The sequence below is a fragment of the Bacillus sp. lyk4-R2A-2 genome, assembly GCF_030209735.1.
Lineage (GTDB): Bacteria > Bacillota > Bacilli > Bacillales > Bacillaceae > Bacillus > Bacillus pumilus.
On the sequence record NZ_JARVRK010000005.1, the window covers coordinates 316,610 to 339,074 of the forward strand.

Genomic DNA, 22,465 nt, shown 5'->3' on the forward strand with positions numbered 1-22,465 from the left:
TGTAGCAATCATGAAGTTAAGATCCAACGAGGTGTATAATGGTTGCCAAAATAAACATTGAGGCGAAAAATCCGAATGTGACGATAAAACCAACGGCTGAGTCGGTCACATCATTCCGCTTGCTTTGAACATTTTTTTCAAATTCATTCATTTTCATCCCTCCTGGCTAATTTTAGTATACTTGAACTCATTTGGAATTGCTAGAAGGTAAAGTAACCGTTTTCCATTTTCATGATCATTTTATGAATATCGTCTGAAGCAAGCTGACCCGGGAGCTTGCACCAGACGTTTACTATAAATGAGGAGGCGGTACTTTCAGCTTCCTCTTTACTAATGTCTTCGCACACTTTAGGATAGAGGAGGAAGTGAAAGAGAGGGATTCAATTTATGGTCTTTGAGGTTTGGAACAATTTAAAAAGAGGGGATATCCATCCCGTTTATTGCTTATATGGAAAAGAAACGTATTTACTGCAAGAAACAGCAGCTAAATTAAGACAAGCTGTAGTAGACGAAGAGACAAAGGATTTTAATTTCTCCGTCTTTGATATGGAAGAGGTGCCGCTTGAACAGGCTGTGACAGATGCAGAAACCTTTCCGTTCATGGGAGAAAGACGTCTCGTTGTGATCAAGAACCCTTATTTTCTTACAGCGGAAAAGAAAAAAGAGAAGATTGAGCATGAGCTTTCTCTGTTAGAAGCTTATTTAGAAAAGCCGGCGCCTTATACCATTCTCGTCTTATTGGCACCATATGAAAAGCTGGATGAACGGAAGAAAATCACCAAATTGCTAAAAAAGAAAGCGGCTATGGTTGAGGCAAAAGAGTTAAACCCAAAAGAAACAACGGATTTCACCATTACGCTGGTGAAAACAGAAGGAAAGGCGATGACATCTGAAGCGGCTGAGCAGCTTGTGATGCTGTGCGGCGGAAGCCTATCCTCATTGTTTCAAGAGGTCAGGAAGCTGAGTACATATATTGGAGAGCGAGAAGAAATTGAATTAGCGGATGTCAATCAGCTCGTTGCAAGGAGCTTAGAGCAGAATATTTTCGAATTAATTAACCAAATTGTCAACAGACGCCGCTCTCAGGCCATGCAGATGTTTTATGATTTGCTGAAACAAAATGAGGAACCCATTAAAATATTAGCACTTATATCCACTCAATTTCGTTTGATTTTACAGACGAAGTATTTCGCTCAGCAAGGATATGGGCAAAAACAAATTGCTTCAAATCTAAAAGTCCACCCATTCCGCGTGAAACTTGCTATGGATCAGGCAAGGCTGTTTTCAGAAGAAGAGCTGAAGCAAATTGTCAAAGAGCTATCAACGATCGATTATGAAATGAAAACCGGTAAAAAGGACAAGCAGCTATTGCTAGAATTGTTTCTGCTTCGCCTATTAGGCGCTTGAACATAAAAAAACGACCTTCTAAAAAGAGGGTCGTTTTTGTTTAGATGTATAATTGTCAGTCTGTCCTAATGGCTGAGCCGGTCAGGACGGACGTACAGTTAAACAGTTGCCTCATTACTGAGGCGTTGCAAGCATTATGCAGAAAGTCCGTTTACTTGTTTAGCAAGTCTTGACTTGTAACGCGCAGCTGCGTTTTTGTGTACAAGACCAGTTTTAACGGCTTTGTCAATGCGTTTTGCAGCAGAAGAAAGAGCAGCTTTTGCTTGCTCAGCATCGTTGTTAGCTACAGAAACTTCAACTTGTTTAATCGCAGTACGCATCGCAGACTTGATTGTCACGTTGTGTGCACGGCGTTCGTTATTCGTTTTTGTACGTTTGATCGCTGATTTAATATTTGGCATGTGTTTCACCTCCTAAGATACAACCTAAACACAATTGTCTTAAGGTTAAATCTTCACAATAGAACAAGTTGTATTCTATCAAACACACCTTTAGAATGCAATATAAATGTAAAGTATTTTTCATTGATGAAGCGCTCGAATGTTTCTTTCAAGAGATGGAAAGACTACTGTTAATTACTTGGTGGAAGGAGTCTTTTTATGGAGAAACAGAAACTTGATTTAAGTGCTTATCAAATTCGGACAGACTTGGCTGTTGAAACAAAAGAGATACTAGAACAAGAGAACGATCCGAATGTCGTCAAAAAGGATGGAATTCAAGGGATTGTCGAAAAGGAAAAAGAGGAGCATGGCATCCGTATACGCACGGTGGAGATTACGAAAGAAGGGGAGGCGCTGACCAGCAAAAAGGCAGGAACATACTTGACACTTGAGGCGCAGGGCATTCGGGAGAAAGATTCTGAGATGCAGGAAAAAGTTGTCGAAGTCTTTGCCCATCATTTTGCTCAGTTTTTAAAAGATCGAGGCATTCAGACTGATGCGAGCTGTCTTGTAGTAGGACTAGGAAACTGGAATGTCACGCCAGATGCGCTAGGTCCGCTCACGGTTGAAAGTCTGCTTGTGACCCGGCATCTTTTTGAATTACAGCCGGAAAATGTACAGGAAGGCTACCGCCCAGTGTCCTCTTTATCACCGGGAGTGATGGGACTGACTGGTATTGAAACAAGCGACATTATACAAGGCGTGATCGAGAGGTCCAAACCCGATTTTGTCATTGCAATCGATGCCCTTGCTGCTCGTGCAGTGGAACGGGTGAATACGACGATTCAAATCTCTGATACAGGTATCCATCCCGGTTCAGGTGTAGGGAATAAGCGAAAAGAATTAAGCAAAGAAACGTTGGGAATTCCAGTGATTGCGATTGGCGTTCCGACAGTGGTAGATGCAGTCACCATTGCAAGTGACACAATTGATTATGTCTTAAAGCATTTTGGTAGAGAACTGAAAGATGACAGGCCGTCCCGCTCTCTTGTGCCGGCTGGTTTGACGTTTGGGAAGAAAAAAGTACTAAACGAAGAAGACTTACCAGATGAAGAAACGCGTCAATCATTTCTAGGTATCGTAGGAACTCTTCCAGAAGAAGAGAAACGGCAGCTGATCCATGAAGTGCTTGCGCCGCTAGGGCAAAATCTCATGGTCACGCCTAAGGAAGTGGATACATTCATTGATGATATGGCAAACGTGCTCGCCAATGGATTAAACACAGCGCTTCATCAAAAAATCTCTCAAGATAACATGGGTTCTTATAATCATTAATCGGTTCTACTTTCTCTAGCTCGCTCATAGTGTAATTACTAGAAAGCGTGCTGGAGGGAGTAAATCATGAAAAAAAGACCCCGCCGTCCTCGACAGTTGGTCGTTGCGATTAATGGAACAAAAGTAGTCAAAAGCATTTTCTTATTTATAGCCTCGCTTGTTGTAGTGTTTGTGATGTCAGGGGCGTTGACATCTTTAAAACCTGAGCTGAGGCCACAAGCCTCGCTATATGGTGTAGCAGATGAGCTTTCCGGGGCGTTTTTCGCCACATTAATGGGCATGGAAAACCAATATTTCGCCTCAGCCGTCCCGAAAGATCAAAAAGGGTTTCATTTCTCTGGACTGTCACTCAAGCTTGCGACCAGTATCAATTTAGAAGACCCGCGTAGTTTTCTAGGTAGAGAACTTCCAGGCTTTGAACATTTTGATACAAAAATCATCTTAGCAGGTGAAGGAACAGACTATACCAACATGCCAATGGAATCGCCGCCGCCAAGTGAAGTCATTCAAGATGAAAAAGAAGCAAATTTAGCAGAGCTGGACAAGCTCGACAAAGATGTGCCGAAAAAGCCTGCGAAAGAGCCGGACCGGTCGACAGGAAAACGAAAAGCTGTGTACATTTACCATACACATAATACGGAATCATATTTACCATTTTTAAAAGGAGAAACGAATCCAAACAATGCACGGCACTCAAAAGTGAATGTCACCCTTGTCGGTGACATGTTCGGAAAGGCGCTTGATCAGCAAGGAATCGGGAATACGGTCGACAAAACAGAAGTTGAAAAACGGCTTCTGCAAAAAGGACTAAAGTATCCCCAGTCTTATAATGAATCAAGACTGGTCGTAAAAGAAGCCTTAGCGAAAAATGATGATCTCGAATATTTAATCGATATCCACCGTGACTCAAGAAGAAAGAAAGACACTACTGCCGAGATCAAAGGGAAAAAATATGCGAGAATTGCGTTTGTTGTGGGAAAGAAGAATCAAAGCTATGAGAAAAACCTCAAGCTTGCGACGGAGTTCCACCATTTGATGGAGAAAAAATATAAAGGCCTCAGTGTCGGTGTGTTTGCCAAAGGCGAAATTGGTGATAATGGAATTTATAATCAAGATTTATCCGACAAAGCCCTTCTTTTAGAATTTGGCGGAGTGGATAATAATATGGAAGAATTGAAAAATACATCCAATGCAGCAGCTGATGTCTTCAGCGACATTTTCTGGGATGCGGAAAAAGTAAACGGCAAAGCAAAGGATGAGAAAAAACGCTCTTAAGGTGGTGACGGTGCATGGGATCATTTATGGGAAAAACCATTATTTTAGGACTGGTCTTGCTATTTGGCGTCTTTTTAGGAATGCAGCAGGCAAATAATGGCATGCTGCAAATGAAGGGTTACCATGACCCGCAATTAAAAGGCGCTTTCTCCATCCAAATGAACGACGAAGAAGAACGAGAAGCCTCTATCTTAGGAACGGCTGTTACAGAAAAGGATCTTGCCGAAAAACAAAAGCAGCTTGAGGAAATAGAGAGCTTTAATGCCTTCTCCAAAGCAGGAAAGGTGTTGTCTGATGGCATGACACATGCAGCTCGTTCTCTTTATGATTGGGTAAATGGGAAATAAACAAATCAACACCATATGACTAAAGCCGCTAATTGATGAGCGGCTTTTCTTGATTTCGATTGAATCTTTACAGCCCTATTGATATAATCTAACCTAGCGCAACCCGCGTTTTATAGTAGGAGTGATAGATTGTGACAGATAAAGAAAAACGATTAGAACGGCAATCAAGAATTCGAAATTTCTCCATTATCGCCCATATTGACCACGGGAAATCCACATTGGCCGACCGTATTTTAGAAAAAACAGCGGCGATTACGCAGCGAGAAATGAAAGAACAATTACTTGATTCCATGGACTTAGAGCGTGAACGCGGCATAACGATTAAATTAAACTCTGTCCAGCTGAAATATAAGGCGAAGGATGGAGAAGAATATATTATGCACCTGATTGATACACCAGGGCATGTCGACTTCACCTATGAGGTATCTCGAAGCCTTGCTGCCTGTGAAGGTGCGATTCTCGTAGTAGATGCAGCACAAGGAATTGAAGCACAGACACTTGCGAATGTTTATTTAGCTCTTGATAACAACTTAGAAATTCTTCCGATTATCAATAAAATTGATCTGCCAAGTGCAGAGCCTGAGCGTGTAAGAGGAGAAATTGAAGATGTCATCGGGTTGGATGCATCTGAAGCTGTTCTCACCTCTGCTAAGGCTGGTATTGGGATCGAAGATATTTTAGAACAAATCGTCGAAAAGGTGCCAGCACCTGCTGGAGACCCAGAAGCACCGCTTCAAGCTCTTATATTTGATTCTCTCTACGATGCGTATCGCGGCGTTATTGCGTACATACGAATTGTGGAAGGAACGGTCAAACCAGGTCAGAAAATCAAAATGATGGCGACGGGCAAAGAATTTGAAGTACTTGAAGTCGGCGTATTCACACCAAAAGCCATGCCGACAGATGAACTCACTGTTGGAGATGTTGGCTACTTAACAGCAGCAATTAAAAATGTCGGCGATACACGTGTGGGGGATACGATCACAAGTGCGGTGAACCCAGCGAAAGAAGCGCTGCCAGGATACAGAAAGCTGAACCCAATGGTTTACTGCGGTCTTTATCCGATTGATACAGCGAAATATAACGATTTACGTGAAGCACTAGAAAAGCTTGAATTAAATGATTCTTCACTTCAATATGAGGCAGAGACGTCCCAAGCACTTGGCTTCGGTTTCCGCTGCGGCTTTCTTGGAATGCTTCATATGGAAATCATCCAAGAACGGATTGAGCGTGAATTTAAAATCGATCTCATTACGACAGCACCAAGTGTTATTTACGATGTGTATATGACAGACGGAGAAAAAATCATCGTCGATAACCCGTCAAATCTGCCTGATCCGCAAAAGATTGAGAAAATTGAAGAACCATACGTGAAAGCAACAATGATGGTGCCGAATGACTATGTAGGCTCTGTCATGGAGCTTTGCCAAGGAAAGCGCGGACATTTCATTGATATGCAATACCTTGATGCAAACCGAGTGAGCATTGTGTACGAAATTCCTTTGGCGGAGATCGTGTATGAATTCTTTGATATGCTCAAGTCCAACACAAAAGGCTATGCGTCCTTTGACTATGAGCTGATTGGCTATCGCCCATCTACTCTAGTGAAAATGGACATCATGCTGAATGGTGAAAAAATCGATGCCCTTTCCTTTATTGTTCACCGCGATTACGCCTATGAACGAGGCAAGATCATCGTAGAAAAGCTGAAAGAACTCATTCCACGCCAGCATTTTGAAGTACCAGTTCAAGCGGCGATTGGACAAAAAATTGTGGCTCGTTCTACCATTAAAGCGATGCGTAAAAACGTACTTGCTAAATGTTATGGTGGAGACATTTCCCGGAAAAGAAAGCTTCTTGAGAAGCAAAAAGAAGGGAAAAAGCGCATGAAACAAGTGGGCTCTGTTGAAGTCCCGCAAGAAGCATTTATGGCTGTGCTGAAGATGGACGACAGCACACCGAAAAAATAACATCCTCCTCAAGGCAACCTGCTTTACAATGTCAGCCTTGGCGTTTATAGTCGAAAACAAACAAAGGTGCCGCAGCGATAAACTGCGGCTCTTTACCTGTAAAGAAGGTGTCATCAAATGAAAGCAGCATACATTCACATTCCATTTTGTGAGCACATTTGCCACTATTGTGATTTCAATAAATTTTTCATTAAAACGCAGCCAGTCGATGAATACTTAGCGGCTCTTGAAAAAGAGATGCAGCACACGATCGAGCAAAAGGGTGAGCAAGAACTAAAGACGATCTTTATTGGCGGGGGGACTCCGACATCATTGACCGTCAGCCAGCTAGACCAGCTCATGACCAGCATCCACCGTGTGTTAAAACCGTCAAAAAACCTGGTTGAATTTGCAGTGGAAGCAAACCCAGATGAATTATCACTCGAGAAGCTACATGTGTTAAAAGAAGCCGGTGTCAATCGGCTAAGCTTTGGCGTCCAAACCTTTGAAGATGATTTACTCAAAAAAATCGGACGAGTTCATCAAAAGAAAGATGTTCTTACGTCCTTTGAGAGAGCTAGAGCGGTTGGATTTGACAATATTAGCCTAGATCTTATGTTTGGCTTGCCGCATCAAGAAAAGCATCATGTCATGAATTCACTTGAGACAGCTTTCTCATTAGGAGCAGAGCATTATTCTGTCTACTCACTGATTGTGGAACCGAAAACGGTGTTTTACAACTTAATGCAAAAAGGAAAACTGCATTTACCGCCGCAAGAACGTGAGGCTGAAATGTATGAACTTGTGATGGATGAAATGGAGCGCCATGGATTACATCAATACGAAATCAGCAATTACGCCAAACCGGGCTTTGAAAGCCAGCATAACCTGACCTATTGGAGCAATGAAGACTACTTCGGTTTCGGTGCAGGGGCACACGGGTATGTAGATGGCATCCGAAATGTGAACGCAGGACCAGTGAAGCATTACTTGGAACTGATTGAGCAAACTGGGTTCCCGTATAAAGAAACTCATCAAGTCACAAAAGCAGAGCAGATAGAAGAGGAAATGTTTCTAGGCCTTCGAAAAATCGAAGGGGTGAAAAGTGCCGACTTCCAAGCCAAATATGGTGCTTCACCAGAAGCTCTTTTTCCCTCAGTTCTTGAAGAATTAGAAGAAAAAGGTCTCATTGTAAAAGATGACATTGGAATTCGTTTAACAAGAAAAGGGAAATTGTTAGGAAATGAAGTATTTCAAGCGTTTCTCGGTGAGTTATAATTGACATTTTAATTTGAGTTTGGTAATTTTGTTTATACAATTAGCACTCGTTGAAAGAGAGTGCTAACAGGGGTGATGATGATGTTAACAAATCGTCAGCTTTTGATTCTGCAAGTCATCATTAATGACTTTATTCGTTCGGCGCAGCCAGTTGGATCAAGGACTCTTTCTAAAAAAGAGGACATCACATTCAGCTCTGCGACGATTAGAAACGAAATGGCTGATTTGGAGGAACTTGGTTTTATCGAAAAGACCCATTCTTCATCAGGAAGAATTCCTTCAGAAAAAGGATATCGTTATTATGTAGATCATTTGCTCTCTCCGCGAAAACTGTCGTCTAAAGATCTTGTGCTTATCCAGTCGGCTTTTCAGGAGAAAATTTTTGAGCTGGAAAAAACAGTTCAAAAATCGGCGGAAATTTTATCAGATCTCACAAACTATACATCGATCGTGCTTGGTCCAAAGCTGAGTGAAAATCGATTAAAGCAAATTCAGCTTGTCCCCGTTCAGCCAAATAAAGCCGTAGCAATCATGATTACAGACAGCGGACATGTTGAAAACAAAACCATTACCTTCTCTGAGCATCTCGATGTCTCCGATATTGAGAAGCTGATGAATATTTTGAATAGCCGCTTAGCTGGCGTTCCAATGGACCAGTTGAAGGACAGGATGTATAAAGAAGTAGTCATGCTTCTGCGCACACATTTAAAAGATTATGATCACATTTTAGATGCGCTTGGCAACACATTTACATCGACACAAAATGAATCAAAACTTTTCTTTGGCGGGAAGATTAATATGTTGAATCAGCCTGAATTTCATGACATCGACCGCATTCGCTCACTCATGATGCTGATTGAGCAAAAGAATGATGTCATGCAGCTGTTTCATCCAAATCAGCAAGGTATCACCATTAAAATCGGTTCAGAAAACAATTTGGAAGCAATGGAGAACTGTAGTTTGATCACAGCGACTTATTCGATTGATCAAAAATCACTCGGCTCCATTGCCGTCATCGGACCAACCCGCATGGATTACGGGCGAGTCGTTAGTCTTTTGCATCATGTATCAAAAGACTTGTCAAACGCACTTTCCAATTTGTATGATGAGTAGGGTGATAAAAAGATAGGGGCACTGCCCCTTCGTATTCTTGAATCTTTTGAGGGAGGTGAACACAATGTCAGAAGAAAAACAGACACCTGAGCAAGAAGCAGAGGTTGAAGCACAAGAAGAAGCAGTTCAAGCAGATACTGAGGAAGCAAAGCATGATGAACAGTCTGCCTTCCAAGAGAAAATCGATGAATTGCAGCAGCTTCTAGATGAAAAAGAAAACAAGATTCTGCGTGTTCAAGCAGATTTTGAAAATTATAAACGCCGTGCTCGAACTGAAGTGGAGACCGTGCAAAAATATCGTTCTCAACATGTTGTTAGCGATCTTCTCCCAGCTCTTGACAACTTTGAAAGAGCGCTTGGAATTGATCCAGACAATGAGCAGGCGAAAAGTTTGTTAGAAGGAATGCAAATGGTTTACCGCCAGCTGGTAGAAGCGTTGAAAAATGAAGGCGTTGAACCAATTGAAGCTGTCGGCAAAGAGTTCGATCCAAACCTTCATCAAGCCGTCATGCAAGTTGAAGATGAAAACTTCGATTCAAATATCGTAGTAGAAGAATTGCAAAAGGGCTATAAACTCAAAGACCGAGTTATTCGTCCATCAATGGTAAAAGTAAATCAATAACTACATAATGGGAGGTCATCGATTATGAGTAAAATCATTGGGATTGACTTAGGAACAACAAACTCATGTGTTGCAGTACTTGAAGGCGGAGAGCCAAAAGTCATTGCAAACGCTGAAGGAGCACGTACAACACCATCTGTTGTCGCTTTTAAAAATGGAGAGCGCCAAGTTGGTGAAGTAGCGAAACGCCAATCAATTACAAACCCGAACACAATCATGTCTGTTAAAAGACATATGGGTACAGATTATAAAGTAGAAGTTGAAGGCAAGAACTATACACCGCAGGAAATCTCTGCAATCATTCTTCAACACCTTAAATCTTACGCTGAAGGCTACCTTGGCGAAGAAGTAACAAAAGCTGTTATCACAGTTCCTGCTTACTTCAACGATGCAGAACGTCAAGCTACAAAAGATGCTGGTAAAATTGCTGGTCTTGAAGTAGAACGTATCATCAACGAACCAACAGCAGCTGCGCTTGCTTATGGTTTAGATAAAACAGATGAAGATCAAACGATCCTTGTATACGACCTTGGTGGTGGTACATTTGACGTATCAGTCCTTGAGCTTGGAGACGGCGTCTTTGAAGTACGCTCAACTGCTGGGGACAACCGTCTAGGTGGAGACGATTTTGACCAAGTGATCATTGATCACTTAGTAGCTGAATTCAAAAAAGAAAATGGCATTGACCTTTCAAAAGATAAAATGGCGCTTCAGCGTTTAAAAGATGCTGCTGAAAAAGCGAAAAAAGATCTATCTGGTGTATCTTCTACACAAATCTCACTGCCGTTTATCACAGCTGGAGATGCAGGTCCTCTTCACCTTGAATTAACGCTAACACGTGCTAAATTCGAAGAGCTTTCTGCAGATCTTGTAGAGCGTACAATGACACCTGTACGTCAATCATTGAAAGATGCTGGTTTATCTGCTAGCGAGATTGATAAAGTCATCCTTGTTGGTGGATCAACTCGTATTCCTGCAGTACAAGAAGCAATCAAAAAAGAAACAGGCAAAGAGCCTCATAAAGGTGTAAACCCTGATGAAGTGGTTGCTCTTGGTGCGGCGATTCAAGGTGGAGTCATCACAGGAGATGTCAAAGACGTTGTTTTACTTGACGTAACACCACTTTCTTTAGGAATCGAAACAATGGGCGGCGTATTCACAAAGCTGATTGAACGTAATACAACAATTCCAACAAGTAAATCTCAAGTATTCTCAACGGCTGCTGACAACCAAACAGCGGTAGACATCCATGTTCTGCAAGGTGAGCGCCCAATGGCAGCAGACAACAAAACATTAGGTCGTTTCCAATTGACTGACATTCCGCCAGCACCACGCGGCGTACCACAAATCGAAGTATCTTTTGATATCGATAAAAACGGTATTGTCAACGTACGTGCGAAAGATATGGGTACAGGCAAAGAGCAAAACATCACCATCAAATCTTCTTCAGGTCTTTCTGATGATGAGATCGAAAAAATGGTCAAAGAAGCAGAAGAAAATGCTGAAGCAGATGCGAAGAAAAAAGAAGAAATCGAAGTGCGCAATGAAGCAGATCAATTAGTGTTTACAACAGAAAAAACATTAAAAGATCTAGAAGGAAAAATCGATGAAGAGCAAGTGAAAAAAGCAAACGACGCGAAAGATGCACTAAAAGCTGCGATCGAAAAAGGCGAGTTTGAAGACATCAAAGCGAAAAAAGATGAGCTGCAAACAATCGTTCAAGAACTAACGACAAAGCTTTATGAAGAAGCTGCAAAACAAGCACAAGCTCAGCAAGAAGGCGCTGAAGGTGCTCAAAAAGCAGATGACAATGTAGTGGATGCAGAATACGAAGAAGTAAACGACGATCAAGAGAAAAAATAATCACCTTTACTTTTGAAAAAGACTGCTGAAACGTACTCGTCAGAAAGTCAAAGTCAGGATCTCTTGGCTTTGACTTTTTTTCTTTCCAACGATGAAAGCAATTGAAAAAGGTCAAATCAAAATGATACAATCGTACTTATGTGAGAAAATCGGGAGTGTGAAGAGATGAGTAAGCGTGATTACTATGAAGTGCTTGGCGTGAGTAAGAGCGCCTCAAAAGACGAGATCAAAAAGGCATACCGCAAGCTTTCAAAAAAGTATCACCCTGATATTAATAAAGAAGCTGGCTCAGATGAGAAATTCAAAGAAGTAAAAGAAGCCTATGAAACCCTTTCTGACGATCAAAAACGTTCGCAGTATGATCAGTTCGGTCATACCGATCCAAACCAAGGCTTTGGCGGCGGCGGTTTTGGCGGAGGAGACTTTGGCGGCTTCGGCGGCTTTGATGACATCTTCTCTAGTATTTTTGGCGGTGGAGCCAGAAGAAGAGATCCAAATGCACCGCGTCAAGGAGCAGACTTGCAATATACAATGACGCTTTCATTTGAAGAAGCAGCATTTGGGAAAGAAGCAACGATTGAAATTCCTCGCGAGGAATCATGTGAAACGTGTCATGGATCAGGGGCAAAGCCTGGAACAGATGCGAAGACTTGTTCACATTGCGGCGGCTCTGGTCAATTAAATGTTGAGCAGTCAACTCCGTTTGGTAAAGTGGTCAACCGCAGAGTATGTAACTACTGTAGCGGAACAGGAAAACAAATCGATCACAAATGTTCTACATGCGGCGGCTCTGGTAAAGTGCGTAAGCGTAAGAAAATCAATGTGACGATCCCAGCTGGTGTTGACGATGGTCAGCAGCTCAGAGTGTCTGGTCAAGGGGAACCAGGTGTAAATGGAGGACCTCCAGGCGATCTATTTGTTGTGTTCCATGTGCGTTCGCATGAATTCTTCGAGCGTGACGGGGATGACATTTACTGCGAAATGCCGTTAACCTTTGCACAGGCTGCATTAGGTGACGAAATTGAAGTGCCGACATTACACGGTAAAGTGAAATTAAAAGTTCCTGCTGGCACGCAAACTGGCACGAAGTTTAGACTCAAAGGAAAAGGTGTGAAAAATGTACGCGGCTATGGCCAAGGCGATCAGCATATCGTTGTACGAGTCGTCACACCAACAAATTTAACGGACAATCAAAAAGATATCATTAGAAAATTTGCTGAAGTGAGCGGAAATAAACCGGACGAACAAGAAATGAGCTTCTTCGATAAGGTGAAACGCGCATTTAAAGGCGAGTAAGACGGATAAGGAGTTGGTAGTATTGAAGTGGTCAGAAATTAGCGTCCATACAACAAATGAAGCGGTGGAACCAATCACCAATATTTTGCATGAAGCAGGTGCGAGTGGTGTCGTGATTGAGGACCCGCTTGATTTAGTCAAGGAACGTGAAAATGTATACGGTGAGATCTACCAGCTCGATCCGAATGACTATCCTGAAGAAGGGGTCATCGTCAAAGCCTATCTTCCAATGAACAGCTTTTTAATGGAAACGGTAGATGAGATCAAAGAAGCCATCAACAATCTTCTTCTATACGATATTGACCTTGGACGAAATACGCTGTCCATTTGTGAAGTAAATGAAGAAGAATGGGCCACCGCATGGAAAAAATACTATCATCCTGTGAAAATCTCTGAAAAATTCACCATCGTTCCAACATGGGAAGAATATACTCCGGTTCATTCTGATGAACTGATTATTGAAATGGACCCAGGAATGGCATTTGGAACAGGGACACATCCAACAACCGTTCTTTGTATTCAGGCGCTTGAGCGCTATGTGAAGGAAAACGATACGGTGATTGATGTTGGAACAGGCTCTGGGATTTTAAGTGTGGCAGCAGCGATGGTTGGTGCAAAGGACATTCAAGCCTTTGATCTCGACACCGTTGCGGTTGAAAGTGCAAAGCAAAACATCGAGCTAAATGGTGTAAGCGAACAAGTGACGGTCAAGCAAAACAACTTACTTGATGGGATTTCAGGTGAACGTGATGTGATCGTCGCCAACATTCTCGCAGAAGTGATTTTGCGCTTTACAGATCAAGCCTATGACTTATTGAAGAAAGATGGCTATTTCATTACATCAGGCATCATTGGACAAAAGAAATTACAAGTCAAAACAGCATTAGAAGAAGCAGGTTTTGACATTGTTGAAGTGCTGTCAATGGAAGATTGGGTCAGCATTATAGCGAAAAAATAAAGCGAGTAGGTGTCAGGACACGTATGCAACGATATTTTATCGACCTCACGAAAGAAGAAGTGATCGCAAAGGGATCTATCGTCATCAATGGTGAAGATGTACATCACCTTTCCAACGTCATGCGCATGAAAGCAGGGCAGGAAATCCTTTGCTTAACGACAGACGGCTTTGAAGCGCTCAGTAAAATTGATACAATAACAAAGGGAGAAGTCATTTGTCACGTTGAAGGCTGGACAAATCAGGACAGAGAGCTTCCGGTAAGAGTAACAATTGCGAGCGGTCTCCCAAAGGGAGATAAGCTTGAGCTGATTATCCAAAAAGGCACAGAGCTTGGCGCAAGCGCATTTATCCCGTTTCAAGCGGCTCGTTCTATTACAAAAATTGACCAAAAGAAGTCACATAAAAAACGAGAGCGCTGGGAGAAAATCGCGAAAGAAGCAGCTGAACAGTCCTACCGGAATATCATTCCTCGTGTTGATCCAGTATCAACATTTAAAGAGCTGACTCAATTAGCTGGTGAATTCGATAAATGTGTCGTTGCATACGAAGAATCATCGAAAGAAGGAGAGCAAAGCCGCTTTCAAACTGTGCTCCAACAGATGAAAGGCGGACAAACCTTGCTAGTGGTTTTTGGCCCTGAAGGCGGTTTAGCAGAAAAGGAGATTGAAGCGCTTGAAACGCATGGTGCAGTCATTTGCGGGCTTGGACCACGCATTTTAAGAACAGAAACAGCTCCTCTTTACGCGCTTTCTGCTATATCTTATCAAACAGAGTTATTAAGAGGTGAATCATGATGGGAACAGTAGCGTTCCATACACTTGGCTGTAAGGTCAATCACTATGAAACAGAAGCGATCTGGCAGCTGTTTAAAGAAGCAGGCTATGAAAGAAAAGAGTACGAATCAAAAGCAGACGTATATGTCATTAATACATGTACGGTCACGAATACTGGCGATAAAAAAAGCCGCCAAGTCATTAGAAGAGCCATTCGTCATAACCCGGATGGTGTCATTTGTGTAACAGGCTGTTATGCGCAAACATCTCCAGCAGAAATCATGGCGATTCCTGGTGTTGATATTGTCGTGGGAACACAAGACAGACATAAATTACTCGGTTACATTGAAGAATATCGCAGAGAAAGACAGCCGATTAATGGGGTTGGCAATATTATGAAAGCACGTGTGTTTGAAGAACTCGATGTTCCTGCTTTTACAGACAGAACACGTGCGTCATTAAAAATCCAAGAAGGCTGTAACAATTTCTGTACATTCTGCATTATTCCTTGGGCTCGCGGACTTCTTCGTTCTCGTGATCCAGAAGAGGTCATCAACCAAGCGCAGCAGCTTGTGGATGCCGGCTATAAAGAAATTGTATTAACAGGTATTCACACAGGTGGATACGGAGAAGACTTAAAGGATTATAACTTTGCAAAGCTTCTGAAAGAATTAGATGAACGTGTCAACGGCTTAAAACGAATTCGTATTTCATCTATCGAAGCAAGTCAAATTACAGATGAAGTGATAGAAGTGCTTGATCAGTCAGATAAGATTGTCAGACACCTTCACATCCCGCTTCAATCTGGCTCTAATACAGTGCTGAAAAGAATGCGCCGTAAATATACGATGGAATTCTTTGCAGAGCGTTTAACAAAGCTGAAAAAAGCATTGCCAGGTCTTGCTGTCACCTCTGATGTGATTGTAGGATTCCCTGGAGAAACAGAAGAAGAGTTTTTGGAAACATACAACTTTGTCAAAGACCATCAATTTTCTGAACTGCACGTATTCCCTTACAGCAAACGTACAGGTACGCCAGCTGCAAGAATGGAAGATCAAGTGGATGAAAATGTGAAAAACGAACGTGTCCACCGCTTGATCGCTCTTTCTGACCAGCTTGCGAAAGAATACGCATCAGCTTATGAAGGAGATGTCCTAGAGATTATTCCGGAAGAATCCTTCAAAGAACAAGAAGGAAAGCACAATCTTTATGTGGGCTATACAGATAACTATATGAAGGTTGTTTTTGAAGGAACAGAGGACATGATCGGCCGTTTGGTCAAAGTGAAAATTACGAAAGCGGGTTATCCTTATAACGAAGGACAATTCGTTCGTATAAGCGATGAAGTACAAACAGACAAAGTGAGAATGACCTCATAATCAATCAAACACCGGTGCCAAAAGGGCAAGCCGGTGTTTTATTTTGATTGATTCGGTAAAAGGCATAAAATCAATGTATGAAATGGACGGATGAACGGGAAGAAAAGCAAAGAGCTTGCCACATTAAACAGCAGGCTGAAGTGCGCAATTTGCTGTGCGGGAGCGTTTGCAAGAAGGGCGACGAATTCTGTCATCATGGCGAGAAATGGGAGACATAAAAGCACTCCGAGCACATTAAACAAAACGTGTGCATAAGCCGTTTGACGTGCTGCATAGCCGCCAGATATGGCAGCCATTACGGCTGTAATACATGTCCCAATATTGGACCCTAACACAAAGCTGATGCCTTCCTGAAGCCCAACCGTTCCTTCATTCATAAACCCCATTAAAATGCCGATACAGACGGAGCTTGAATGAACAATCGCTGTGAAAATAGTACCAGAAAGCAGCGCCGTCCAGTCAGAATGCTGCATCATTTCGAGAAAGCGCAATGTCTCAGGCTGACTTGTCATCATACCTGCAATTTTAGAAAAGCCTTGAATACAAAAAAAGATCATCCCGAGTCCAAATATACTTTTCCCTGCATGCCTAAAAGATTTTTTGCCTAACATCATGCATATCAGACCAGCTAGGATTAAAACCCACATGAAAACATCCATTTTAATGGCGATAAATTCTGTTGTAAACGTAGAGCCAATATTGGTACCAAGAATCATTGGAATGGATTTTTTAAAAGAGAGAATACCTGTACTGACAAAGCCAATCACGATGACCATAAACGCTGAACTGCTTTGAAGAATCCCTGTAAATACGATGCTGACTAAGAATGCTTTTACCGGATGATCTGTAAAGAGAAGAAGTGATTTCTCAATACGAGACGACGCAAGCGCCATTAATCCTTTTCTCAGCAAACCCATTGACCATAAAAAAATGAAAATAAGTGCACAAAAATAAATGATCGCCATCATAGAAAAGTCCTCCTCTTACCAATGAATATATGGACTTGTCTACCTGCTCATGACGAAAATATATTTCCAAATCACTTAGTTGACCTCACACTAGGCTTATATTATAATGTCTAGGTACATGTTTTACATGTATATCTTTTTTTAATGCAGTCGATTGGTGTATTCGGAGGGAGGGAAAGAGAATGTCAAAAACGGTCGTTAGAAAAAACGAATCGCTTGAAGATGCTCTTCGTCGCTTTAAACGCAGTGTATCCAAAACTGGAACATTGCAAGAAGCAAGAAAGCGTGAATTTTATGAAAAGCCTAGCGTAAAGCGCAAGAAAAAGTCTGAAGCTGCTAGAAAACGTAAATTCTAAAGAGGGTGGATTTTATGAGTCTTCTTGAGCAATTAAATTCTGATATGAAGCTTTTTATGAAAAACCGTGAGAAAGACAAGCTTGTTGTCATTCGGATGGTTAAGGCTTCGCTCCAAAATGAAGCAATTAAGCTTAAGAAAGACAGTTTGACCGGCGATGAGGAACTAACCGTCCTTTCCCGCGAGATTAAGCAACGTAAAGACTCCCTCCATGAATTTTCGAAAGCTAATCGCTTAGATTTAGTAGATAAAGTTCAAAAAGAGATTGACATCTTAGACGTTTATTTACCTGAACAGCTTTCTGAAGAAGAACTGCAAACGATCGTGAAAGAAACGATTGCTGAAACAGGTGCTTCATCGAAGACTGATATGGGTAAAGTCATGAGCGCTATTATGCCAAAAGTAAAAGGTAAAGCTGATGGAGCTGTCATTAACAGACTTGTCAGCGAACAGCTGTCTCAATAAAAAAGTATCCTTCTATTGTTAGAAGGGTACTTTTTTTATACCTTCATCATTCTGTCATATAAAAATGAAACCTATGATACATTTGTAACGTATGTAAAGGAACAGTAAATTGGAAGATAGAGAGGAGGGATCACCAAATAGATGAAAAAAATAAAAATTTCTATTGCTCTCTTCAGTTGTTTTATAATATGCTTATTATTAGGGGTTCAATTGACCGCGAAATCAGTAGATCAGAAAGTTCATGTTATCCCAATTGAAGATACAGTAGAAAAAGGACTTTCTCAATTTATTGAACGATCATTTGAGCAGGCAAAGTCCGAACGAGCAAAACATATCATTCTAGACATCAATACACCAGGTGGTGCAGTCGATGCTGCGCTAGAGATCGCAGATGCCATTCGTGCGTCTGATATCCCTGTGACAGCGTTTGTGAATCATAGAGCGCTTTCAGCTGGGGCATTCCTTGCACTAAATGCCGATCAAATCTATATGACCCCAAATGGAAAGATGGGGGCTGCGGCGATCATTGATGGAGAAGGCAATGCTGCCGATCAAAAATCTGAATCGCTATGGCTTGCTGAAATGAGTGATGCTGCCGAAAAGCAGGGGCGTGATCCAAAGTATGCACTTGCAATGGCAGATGTAGATATAGACGCAAAAGAAGCTGGTGCACCAAAAGGAGAATTGCTCACCTTCAACACAGACCGTGCGCTTCAATTCGGTTATGCAGAAGGGGAAGTGAAAAATATGGATGACTTGCTTCAAAAGCTGAATTTAGCCGATGCTTCTGTTCAATACGATGAAGTGAGCTTTGCTGAAAAGGTTGCGCGCTTTCTCACGCACCCAATCGTCATTCCAATCCTTTTATCCATCGCAAGCTTAGGGTTAATTGTTGAGCTCTATTCTCCTGGCTTTGGGATTCCAGGCACCATGGGAGTGACAGCGCTTCTTTTATTCTTTTATGGTCATCTCGTGGCTGGTTTTGCAGGATATGAGACGTTGTTCCTGTTTATAGCAGGGATATTGCTCATGATTCTGGAATTGTTTTTGCCGGGGGGAATCGTAGGTGTCATTGGACTGATCTGTGTGGTTGTCAGCTTGTTTTTAGCAGCTGGAAGCTTTACAGAAATGGCGATTTCCATCTTGATTGCCACTGCTGTTTCAATCGTAGCAGTTATTTTATTGACAAAGGTGTTGGGGAAACGTATGAAATTTTTCAAAAAGTTCATTTTAACCGATTCAACCAATAAGGAAAGCGGTTATGTCTCAAATGAAACAAGAGAAGATCTTGTTGGGCAAATCGCGGTGACAGCAACCGCACTTCGTCCGTCAGGTACAATAGTATTTGGAGATGAGCGCATTGATGTTGTGTCAGAAGGTGCATTCATCGATAAGGATGAACAAGTAAAAATTGTGAAAGCGGAAGGCTCACGCATTGTCGTGAGGAAAGTATAGATAACTGATTTTATAGGAGGAATAAAATGGATCCATCTACTTTACTATTATTTGTGATTATCGCAGCAGGTCTGATCGTTCTATCGATCTTCTTCACCTTTGTACCGGTGATGCTGTGGATTTCTGCCCTAGCGGCTGGCGTAAAGGTAAGCATTTTTACACTTGTAGGAATGAGACTTCGCCGCGTTATTCCAAACCGAGTGGTCAACCCGCTTATTAAAGCACATAAAGCAGGTCTTGATGCGACGATTAACCAGTTAGAGAGCCACTATCTTGCAGGTGGTAACGTGGACCGAGTTGTGAACGCATTAATCGCAGCTCAACGCGCGAATATCGAATTGAACTTTGCACGCTGTGCAGCGATCGACCTAGCAGGCCGTGACGTACTTGAAGCAGTTCAAATGAGTGTAAACCCTAAAGTCATTGAAACACCATTTATCTCTGGTGTGGCGATGGACGGGATTGAAGTGAAAGCAAAAGCACGTATTACAGTTCGTGCAAACATCGACCGACTTGTTGGTGGTGCAGGGGAAGAAACGATTATTGCTCGTGTAGGTGAAGGGATTGTCTCTACAATCGGTTCATCAGATAATCATAAAAAGGTTCTTGAGAACCCTGATATGATTTCACAAACAGTTCTTGGTAAAGGATTAGATTCAGGTACTGCGTTTGAAATCCTCTCGATTGATATCGCAGATGTTGATATCGGTAAGAACATCGGGGCGATTCTGCAAACAGACCAAGCAGAAGCAGACAAAAACATTGCACAGGCAAAAGCGGAAGAACGCCGCGCAATGGCTGTTGCCCAGGAGCAAGAAATGCGTGCAAGAGTTGAAGAAATGCGCGCGAAAGTTGTAGAAGCAGAGGCTGAAGTACCACTTGCAATGGCTGAAGCATTACGTGAAGGTAATATTGGAGTCATGGACTACATGAATATTAAGAATATCGATGCTGATACGGACATGAGAGATTCATTTGGTAAAATGACAAAAGGTCCATCTGATAATGAAAACAAATAAGCATCCTCTCACGCTTTAAGGAGGGAGCCCAATGGACATTCTATTTGAAAATCCGTTACTAATTGCGATTATCATCGGTATCATCTCTGCTGTCTTTGGGAAAATCGGCAAACAAGAGGAGAACGAACAAAAGAATCAGCAAAACAAGCCAGCTCCTCAGCGTAAGCAGATGCCCCAAAAGCAAACAAAACAAACAAGTCCAGATCCAGTCGTGACGGATCAGATGGACGATTTCGGCGATGTACATGATCATGGCGGGATGAAGAAAAAAACATCTCAATCCTTACAGGACCGCTATACTGCTACACTTGCCGAAATGGAAGAAAGAAAAAGCGAGCTGAATAGAGAATTCCAATCGCTTGAAAGAGAACTGACAAGGCCAAAGGCTGCTTCTGCCGAAGTGAAGCCAAAGATCATTGAGAAGCTCAATCAAGATACAATTGTTCAGGGGATGATCCTTGGAGAAGTATTTGGAGAGCCGCGCGCGAAAAAGCCGCACAGAACGATGAAACGGCCATATAACAGATAAACGAGAAAGTCCCTTTATATAAAGGGGCTTTTTTTGTTTGACCTGATGGAGATTTCTCGCAGTAAAAATGCTGAAACGGCTGTTTTGCGGGATTCATTAGCATGATCTGAACCGCTGAGGAATAGGATGATATAGAGGCTTTCTCATCAGTCTCACCATCTTTCAGTTTGATCTCATACACATGGGGCGGGAAGGGGTTCTAATTGAATGGGAAAAAGAAAAAATCGACTTAAAGCATGGCTGACAAGAACACTTGAAATCCCTCCAGACGTCATGATGGATCTTCCCCGTATTACGATGGTTGGCAGACTCCACATTTACATAGAGAATCATAAAGGGCTTTTGCTTTTCAGTGATCAAGAGGTAAGGCTGATGCTCAAACAAGGACAATGCATTATTTCAGGGAAAGATTTTGTGATTAAAACGATTTTGCCAGAAGAGATCTTATTAGAAGGGAAAATCGATGAGGTCCGTTATATTGATTCTTAACTGACGGAGGGGAGAAGTGTGAAGAATAAATGGTTCGCCTATTTTATTGGCAGAGTGGAAGTGGAAATCAAGGGAAACGGCATTGAGCGGCTCATCAATGAGTGCACGAGACAGGGGATCACAATGTTTCAAGTGAGCCGCCGTCAAGACAGCGTGCGCTTATTTATTCGCTTATCAGATGTACATGCCTTCAGAAAAGTACAAAGACATCATGAGGTAACATGTTCATTTCATCAAAAGAAAGGATTTCCGTTCCTTCTCCTATGGTCAAGGAAGAATATTGGGTTTACCCTTGGGATTGTGTTTTTTCTAGTGACAATATTGGCACTTTCAAACATGGTGTGGAAAATTGATATTAAAGGAGCCAATCCAGAAACTGAACATCAGATGAGAAAGCATTTAGACGAGATTGGTGTGCAAAAAGGCCGTTTCCAGTTTCTAATGGGAACACCTGAAAAAATTCAAAAATCACTGACCGCCAATATTCAAAGCATTACATGGGTCGGCGTTGAACTAAACGGTACAACATTTCAAATGAAAGTTGTGGAAAAAAATGAGCCGGAAAAAGAGAAATATACGAGTCCTCAGCATATTGTCGCCAAGAAGAAGGCGGTCATCACGAGAATGTATGTGGAAAAAGGGGAGCCGCTTGCCGCAGTTGATGAACATGTGAAGAAAGGACAAATGCTTGTCTCTGGCCTCATCGGCAGCGAAGACCAGCAAAAAACGGTTGGTGCTAAAGCGAAAATTTATGGTGAAACGTGGTATCGTTCTGAAGTTTCTGTCCCTCTTCGAACATCTTTTGATGTCTTTACGGGTAAAATGAAGACAAAGCACAAGCTCTCCGCATTTGGAGGTTCAATGCCATTTTGGGGCTTTTCCTTTAAAAAGGATGATTTTAAGCAGCCAAAAACAGAAACTGAAGTTCACCCACTCCATTTCTTAAACTTCCAGCTCCCATTTTCCTATAAAAAAGAAACGACACGCGAAACCGAAAAAATAAACCGGACATACACAAATAAAGAAGCGGTTCAAGCAGGGATTAAAATGGGTAAAAAAGAATTAGAAGAGAAGCTAGGTCAAACAGGAGAGGTGAAAAGTGAAAAAGTTTTGCACGAGACAACAGGGAATGGTAAAGTTAAGTTAATCATCCTTTACCAAGTAATAGAAGATATTGTTCAACCAACACCTATTGTTCAGGGAGACTAGA

General features: G+C 42.0%; 23 protein-coding genes. 20 read left to right on the forward strand and 3 right to left on the reverse strand.

Annotated elements, in window-relative coordinates; translation table 11 throughout:
* Window positions 1-16: 16 nt before the first annotated feature.
* Window positions 17-151: a YqzM family protein gene (locus QRN39_RS08425; RefSeq protein WP_012010638.1), complete on the reverse strand. Its 135-nt coding sequence runs from the start codon at window positions 149-151 to the stop codon at window positions 17-19.
* A 236-nt stretch (window positions 152-387) separates the two neighbouring features.
* Between QRN39_RS08425 and holA the strand changes: the two genes are divergently transcribed.
* On the forward strand, window positions 388-1,407 hold the full coding sequence (gene holA, locus QRN39_RS08430) for a DNA polymerase III subunit delta (protein WP_050943732.1): 1,020 nt from the start codon (window positions 388-390) through the stop codon (window positions 1,405-1,407).
* Window positions 1,408-1,541: 134 nt separating this feature from the next.
* Here holA and rpsT read toward each other — a convergent pair whose 3' ends face one another.
* Complete coding sequence (gene rpsT / locus QRN39_RS08435; RefSeq protein ID WP_003217506.1) at window positions 1,542-1,808, reverse strand: 30S ribosomal protein S20; 267 nt, start codon at window positions 1,806-1,808, stop codon at window positions 1,542-1,544.
* A 198-nt stretch (window positions 1,809-2,006) separates the two neighbouring features.
* On the opposite strand from rpsT, the gene gpr reads away from it, so the two are divergent.
* From gpr to mtaB, 12 genes are all read left to right on the forward strand, one after another.
* Window positions 2,007-3,122 carry a GPR endopeptidase gene (gene gpr / locus QRN39_RS08440; RefSeq protein WP_003217353.1) on the forward strand — a complete coding sequence of 372 codons (1,116 nt, stop codon included), beginning with the start codon at window positions 2,007-2,009 and terminating at the stop codon, window positions 3,120-3,122.
* Between the two features lie 66 nt (window positions 3,123-3,188).
* On the forward strand, window positions 3,189-4,397 hold the full coding sequence (locus QRN39_RS08445) for a stage II sporulation protein P (protein ID WP_284906846.1): 1,209 nt from the start codon (window positions 3,189-3,191) through the stop codon (window positions 4,395-4,397).
* Window positions 4,398-4,411: 14 nt separating this feature from the next.
* A complete protein-coding gene (locus QRN39_RS08450) occupies window positions 4,412-4,744 on the forward strand; it encodes a YqxA family protein (RefSeq protein ID WP_050943734.1) in 333 nt (110 codons plus the stop codon).
* A 131-nt stretch (window positions 4,745-4,875) separates the two neighbouring features.
* Window positions 4,876-6,714 carry a translation elongation factor 4 gene (gene lepA, locus QRN39_RS08455; RefSeq protein WP_050943735.1) on the forward strand — a complete coding sequence of 613 codons (1,839 nt, stop codon included), beginning with the start codon at window positions 4,876-4,878 and terminating at the stop codon, window positions 6,712-6,714.
* 117 nt (window positions 6,715-6,831) lie between these two features.
* Window positions 6,832-7,971: a radical SAM family heme chaperone HemW gene (gene hemW, locus QRN39_RS08460; protein ID WP_003217319.1), complete on the forward strand. Its 1,140-nt coding sequence runs from the start codon at window positions 6,832-6,834 to the stop codon at window positions 7,969-7,971.
* 81 nt (window positions 7,972-8,052) lie between these two features.
* The gene (gene hrcA, locus QRN39_RS08465) at window positions 8,053-9,084 is read left to right on the forward strand and encodes a heat-inducible transcriptional repressor HrcA (protein WP_050943737.1); all 1,032 of its coding nucleotides are present in this window, start codon (window positions 8,053-8,055) and stop codon (window positions 9,082-9,084) included.
* 64 nt (window positions 9,085-9,148) lie between these two features.
* Window positions 9,149-9,706, forward strand: coding sequence for a nucleotide exchange factor GrpE (grpE, locus tag QRN39_RS08470; RefSeq protein WP_003217485.1), 558 nt, complete (start codon window positions 9,149-9,151; stop codon window positions 9,704-9,706).
* A gap of 24 nt (window positions 9,707-9,730) precedes the next feature.
* A complete protein-coding gene (gene dnaK, locus QRN39_RS08475) occupies window positions 9,731-11,569 on the forward strand; it encodes a molecular chaperone DnaK (protein WP_050943738.1) in 1,839 nt (612 codons plus the stop codon).
* 165 nt (window positions 11,570-11,734) lie between these two features.
* A complete protein-coding gene (gene dnaJ / locus QRN39_RS08480) occupies window positions 11,735-12,865 on the forward strand; it encodes a molecular chaperone DnaJ (protein WP_284906847.1) in 1,131 nt (376 codons plus the stop codon).
* A gap of 22 nt (window positions 12,866-12,887) precedes the next feature.
* Complete coding sequence (gene prmA, locus QRN39_RS08485; protein WP_003217481.1) at window positions 12,888-13,823, forward strand: 50S ribosomal protein L11 methyltransferase; 936 nt, start codon at window positions 12,888-12,890, stop codon at window positions 13,821-13,823.
* A gap of 23 nt (window positions 13,824-13,846) precedes the next feature.
* Window positions 13,847-14,617 carry a 16S rRNA (uracil(1498)-N(3))-methyltransferase gene (locus tag QRN39_RS08490; RefSeq protein WP_284906848.1) on the forward strand — a complete coding sequence of 257 codons (771 nt, stop codon included), beginning with the start codon at window positions 13,847-13,849 and terminating at the stop codon, window positions 14,615-14,617.
* Window positions 14,617-15,975: a tRNA (N(6)-L-threonylcarbamoyladenosine(37)-C(2))-methylthiotransferase MtaB gene (gene mtaB / locus QRN39_RS08495; protein WP_050943741.1), complete on the forward strand. Its 1,359-nt coding sequence runs from the start codon at window positions 14,617-14,619 to the stop codon at window positions 15,973-15,975. Before QRN39_RS08490 ends, mtaB begins: the two co-directional genes overlap by 1 nt.
* A gap of 38 nt (window positions 15,976-16,013) precedes the next feature.
* Here the strand turns inward: mtaB and QRN39_RS08500 are convergent, their stop codons facing one another.
* Window positions 16,014-16,943 (reverse strand): Na/Pi symporter, encoded by a 930-nt coding sequence (locus QRN39_RS08500; RefSeq protein ID WP_003217427.1) that lies wholly within the window; start codon window positions 16,941-16,943, stop codon window positions 16,014-16,016.
* A gap of 182 nt (window positions 16,944-17,125) precedes the next feature.
* Between QRN39_RS08500 and rpsU the strand changes: the two genes are divergently transcribed.
* From rpsU to yqfD, 7 genes are all read left to right on the forward strand, one after another.
* Window positions 17,126-17,299: a 30S ribosomal protein S21 gene (rpsU, locus tag QRN39_RS08505; RefSeq protein WP_003152957.1), complete on the forward strand. Its 174-nt coding sequence runs from the start codon at window positions 17,126-17,128 to the stop codon at window positions 17,297-17,299.
* A 14-nt stretch (window positions 17,300-17,313) separates the two neighbouring features.
* The gene (locus QRN39_RS08510) at window positions 17,314-17,763 is read left to right on the forward strand and encodes a GatB/YqeY domain-containing protein (protein ID WP_003217508.1); all 450 of its coding nucleotides are present in this window, start codon (window positions 17,314-17,316) and stop codon (window positions 17,761-17,763) included.
* A gap of 141 nt (window positions 17,764-17,904) precedes the next feature.
* Entirely contained in the window at window positions 17,905-19,218 is a 1,314-nt protein-coding gene (locus tag QRN39_RS08515) for an NfeD family protein (protein ID WP_284906864.1), read from the forward strand.
* 26 nt (window positions 19,219-19,244) lie between these two features.
* A complete protein-coding gene (gene floA, locus QRN39_RS08520; protein ID WP_003217317.1) occupies window positions 19,245-20,237 on the forward strand; it encodes a flotillin-like protein FloA in 993 nt (330 codons plus the stop codon).
* 31 nt (window positions 20,238-20,268) lie between these two features.
* Complete coding sequence (locus tag QRN39_RS08525) at window positions 20,269-20,766, forward strand: hypothetical protein (protein WP_003217339.1); 498 nt, start codon at window positions 20,269-20,271, stop codon at window positions 20,764-20,766.
* Between the two features lie 207 nt (window positions 20,767-20,973).
* Window positions 20,974-21,255 (forward strand): sporulation protein YqfC, encoded by a 282-nt coding sequence (gene yqfC / locus QRN39_RS08530; protein WP_012010618.1) that lies wholly within the window; start codon window positions 20,974-20,976, stop codon window positions 21,253-21,255.
* Window positions 21,256-21,273: 18 nt separating this feature from the next.
* Window positions 21,274-22,464 (forward strand): sporulation protein YqfD, encoded by a 1,191-nt coding sequence (yqfD, locus tag QRN39_RS08535; protein WP_050943743.1) that lies wholly within the window; start codon window positions 21,274-21,276, stop codon window positions 22,462-22,464.
* Window position 22,465: the final 1 nt, after the last annotated feature.